General features: G+C 43.9%; 4 protein-coding genes and 1 pseudogene. 2 read left to right on the top strand and 3 right to left on the bottom strand.

Translation table 11 applies throughout. The features are described 5' to 3' along the window. Both AB4496_RS05555 and AB4496_RS05550 read left to right on the top strand, forming a co-directional pair. On the top strand, positions 1 to 313 hold a 313-nt coding region (locus tag AB4496_RS05555), incomplete at its 5' end, for an inner membrane protein YpjD (RefSeq protein WP_372104905.1). Between the two features lie 128 nt (positions 314 to 441). Further along, positions 442 to 1,713 carry an HlyC/CorC family transporter gene (locus AB4496_RS05550; protein WP_102249164.1) on the top strand — a complete coding sequence of 424 codons (1,272 nt, stop codon included), beginning with the start codon at positions 442 to 444 and terminating at the stop codon, positions 1,711 to 1,713. 177 nt (positions 1,714 to 1,890) lie between these two features. Here the strand turns inward: AB4496_RS05550 and luxS are convergent, their stop codons facing one another. The 3 genes and pseudogenes from luxS to AB4496_RS05535 all read right to left on the bottom strand — a co-directional run. Continuing rightward, a complete protein-coding gene (gene luxS, locus AB4496_RS05545) occupies positions 1,891 to 2,409 on the bottom strand; it encodes an S-ribosylhomocysteine lyase (RefSeq protein ID WP_009847612.1) in 519 nt (172 codons plus the stop codon). Between the two features lie 24 nt (positions 2,410 to 2,433). After that, the gene (locus AB4496_RS05540) at positions 2,434 to 3,084 is read right to left on the bottom strand and encodes a hypothetical protein (protein ID WP_009847613.1); all 651 of its coding nucleotides are present in this window, start codon (positions 3,082 to 3,084) and stop codon (positions 2,434 to 2,436) included. Positions 3,085 to 3,094: 10 nt separating this feature from the next. Continuing rightward, positions 3,095 to 3,599: pseudogene (locus AB4496_RS05535) on the bottom strand (glutamate--cysteine ligase); the annotation flags it as partial.

Raw genomic sequence — 3,599 nt, 5'->3', positions numbered from 1 at the left:
GATAAACCCTAACCTACCTCCTTTAATGATGGTGGAAAGACAGCTTTTCAAGATCATTTTAATCGGTAATGGTTTGTTAACAGGTACTTTATTAACTGGACTTATCTTCGTACAAGATATGTTTGCTCAAGGTAAAGCACATAAAGCGGTATTGTCTTTTATAGCTTGGGTTATCTATTCCATCCTTCTTTGGGGTCACTATCAGAAAGGTTGGCGTGGGCAAAAAGTCACATGGTTTGCCCTTGCGGGTGCCACCATGCTCACATTAGCTTACTTCGGTAGCCGCTTCGTTCAGGAAATAATCCTGAATTAGTCAGTATAATGAAGGCAAGGTCTCACACACCTTGCCTTTAAAATATTGAGTACGATACATTCAATTGACATCTCGACCATGTTCGGTCATAAATTAATCAAGATACAAAAAAAAGGAAAAGAATAGTTTTGGACGACATATCAACGGGTATCTTATTTGCGCTACTCGCGTGTCTCATTGTAATTTCTGGTTATTTCTCTGGTTCCGAAACGGGCATGATGTCCTTGAACCGCTACCGTTTAAAGCACTTGGCCAATACGGGTCATAAAGGTGCCAAACGCGTAGAAAAACTTCTAAGTCGCCCAGACAGATTGATTGGCCTTATTCTCATCGGCAACAATCTCGTCAATATTCTTGCATCCGCGATCGCGACTATTCTTGGTATGCGTATCTACGGAGATATCGGTGTTGCAATCGCAACCGGAGCCCTGACCCTGGTGATCCTCGTGTTTGCTGAGGTTACACCAAAAACCATTGCTTCTCTTTTCCCTGAACGAGTTTCTTACGCCAGCAGCATTCTATTAATAATACTGATGAAGGTGCTATCTCCATTGGTTATCTTGGTCAACTTTATTACCAATGGCTTCATTCGTATCTTAGGCGTTAAAGCTAACCATGATGCAACCGATCATCTAAGCTCAGAAGAACTCAGAACCGTAGTAAATGAAGCGGGTAGCCTAATACCACAGCGTCACCAAGATATGTTGGTGTCTATTCTCGATTTAGAACACGTCACCGTGAATGACATAATGGTGCCACGTAACGAGATCACCGGCATCGACATCACTGATGATTGGAAATCGATCGTGCGTCAGCTCACTCATTCACCTCATGGTCGCATCGTGTTGTACCGTGATCAGATAGATGAAGTGGTTGGCATGCTGAGGCTACGTGAAGCTTATCGCTTGATGCTCGAAAAGAACGAATTCAATAAAGAGACCCTGCTGCGTGCTGCAGATGAGATCTACTTTATTCCGGAAGCGACACCGCTTAACACCCAACTGCTTAAATTCCAACGCAACAAACAGCGTATCGGTTTGATTGTTGATGAGTATGGCGATATTAACGGTTTGGTTACCCTCGAAGATATTCTCGAAGAGATCGTGGGCGAATTTACGACTTCAATCGCACCAAGTTTATCTGAAGAGATCACACCACAAAGCGATGGTAGCTTCTTGATTGAAGGCAGCGCTAATATCCGAGATATCAACAAAGGTTTGCAGTGGGCACTGCCTACCGATGGACCAAGAACACTTAATGGTTTGATACTGGAGCATCTTGAAGATATTCCAGAGAGTCACCTGAGTGTTCAGGTTGCCAGCCATCCAATGGAAATTGTTGAGCTCGAAGAGAATCGCATCAAGCTGGTGCGTGTGTTTCCGCAGATCGTAAACGGATAGAGGCGACTCATTATATGAGAGTAACCCACTGAGTTACCAACTAAGTCCCTCTACAACAAAAGGCCCGGTTCATTGAACCGGGCCTTTTAGTATCTAGCTCTTTTTGTATCTAGCTCGCTCACTCTCTAGTGCAAAATGTATCTAGAGTGAAGCGCATTCAATGTGAACCAAAAATGATTAGTCGATTTTAAGCTCTTGAAGCATCGACTCTGGCAATGCCAGTTCATCATTTTTGTTTACTGAAATACCGGTAGCGATGATTGCATTCGCAATCTCTTTAGCTTCATCTAAGGAATGCATTGCCGCAGTACCACACTGGTATTCGTTCAACTCAGGGATCTTATTCTGGTTCTCAACTTTCAGTACGTCTTGCATAGCCGCTAACCAAGCTTCAGCCACTTGCTGCTCTGAAGGCGTACCAATCAAGCTCATATAGAAACCGGTACGACACCCCATAGGCGATATATCAATGATTTCAACCGCAGAGCCATTGAGGTGAGCACGCATGAACCCAGCGTATAGGTGCTCGAGAGTATGAATACCTCTCTCAGATAGGATATCTTTGTTTGGCGCAGTAAAACGCAGGTCAAATACCGTAATGGTATCCCCTTTTGGGGTTTGCATTGTTTTAGCAACACGAACTGCAGGTGCGTTCATGCGCGTGTGATCAACAGTAAAACTATCTAATAAAGGCATTGCTATTCTCCATGACGATTGGCTTTAAAAAAACCAACTTCGATTGTCTTCTAGTTCTTTTCGGCACTGTTTAAGTTGCCATCCATAATCTTTTGCTTGCTGTTCGACTTTGCGAGCCACCTTAATCAACGATGGTTTGCTGTTGTATGATTTGCGCTTATAGCCACCACGGCCTTCATGATAAGCCAGATATTGGTTATACGGGTCCCATAATGAGATTCCTAACTGACGGCGCGTCTCGCTGGTGTACCAACCAATGAACATTAATGCATCATCAAAATTGGTTCTCGAACCACCATTATTGGTCGCTTTTTGAAAGTCTTCCCAAGCAGGGTCTTGAGCTTGTGCATAGCCATAGGCACTACTGACTCTTCCCCACGGTATAAAGCCAAGAATATAATCTTTTGGTGGACGCGCATCATGTCGAAAGCTGCTCTCTTGTTTAACAAAAGCCATCGCGACGTTAATCGGTGTGCCCCACTCATCTTGCATATCGACCGCATCTTCATACCAAGAAGGGTGCTCTCTGAAGATGCTGCATATATTATTTTGCTGCTTAGGAGGAGGCGTCGCACATCCAACCAATAGGCTAGAGACAATACCAACAGTCACGACTGGTAACCATTTTCCACCCACATGAGTAGACTGACCTAATAAGGCTTGCTTCCTTTCCACCAAAGTCTCGCTATGCTTTTAAATATGAAAAATAGTCCGTTAAGAAACTATCAAAATCTTGAGTGCTCGCTTCTTCACTTTGCTGTTGAGCAATGACAGAGCGTTGAACTTCCGCTTCCATTAACTCAGCAGAATAAACTTTATATTGGTGTGCCTTGTGTTGTTGAGCATACGTTTTTCCTAACGCACAACCCACTTTACCCAAACCACCCAATTTCTTGGTCTCTTCTAATAACTGGCCAGAAATGGTCAACTCAGGGTTATCAATCCAGGCTTCAAGCGTATCGCACGTTTCTTGGTATGCACGACCACCTTGCTCAGCATCCATCAACTCAGCGATAACTCGAAGATCTTTGAATACATTTTTAGCCCAGTCTTGCAGAGACAGTCTTTCTCCATCACAACCAATCTTGAGCTCTAAACCAACCTGACGACCTTCTAAGATCACCTTGTTCCAGTTATCGCGCCAGCATTCAAGTTCGCAGTTATCCATCTCAGCAGAGTCTGATAACACG

Source organism: Vibrio sp. 10N.222.46.A1 (assembly GCF_041473595.1).
In the GTDB taxonomy this organism is placed as follows: Bacteria; Pseudomonadota; Gammaproteobacteria; order Enterobacterales; family Vibrionaceae; genus Vibrio; species Vibrio tasmaniensis_A.
Note: the sequence above shows the minus strand (reverse complement) of the source record. Positions and strands in the feature narration are given on the sequence as shown.

Coding starts and splice junctions, on each gene's coding strand:
- luxS (WP_009847612.1), bottom strand. CDS start 2,409: ATGCCTTTATTAGATAGTTTTACTGTTGATCACACGCGCATGAACGCA.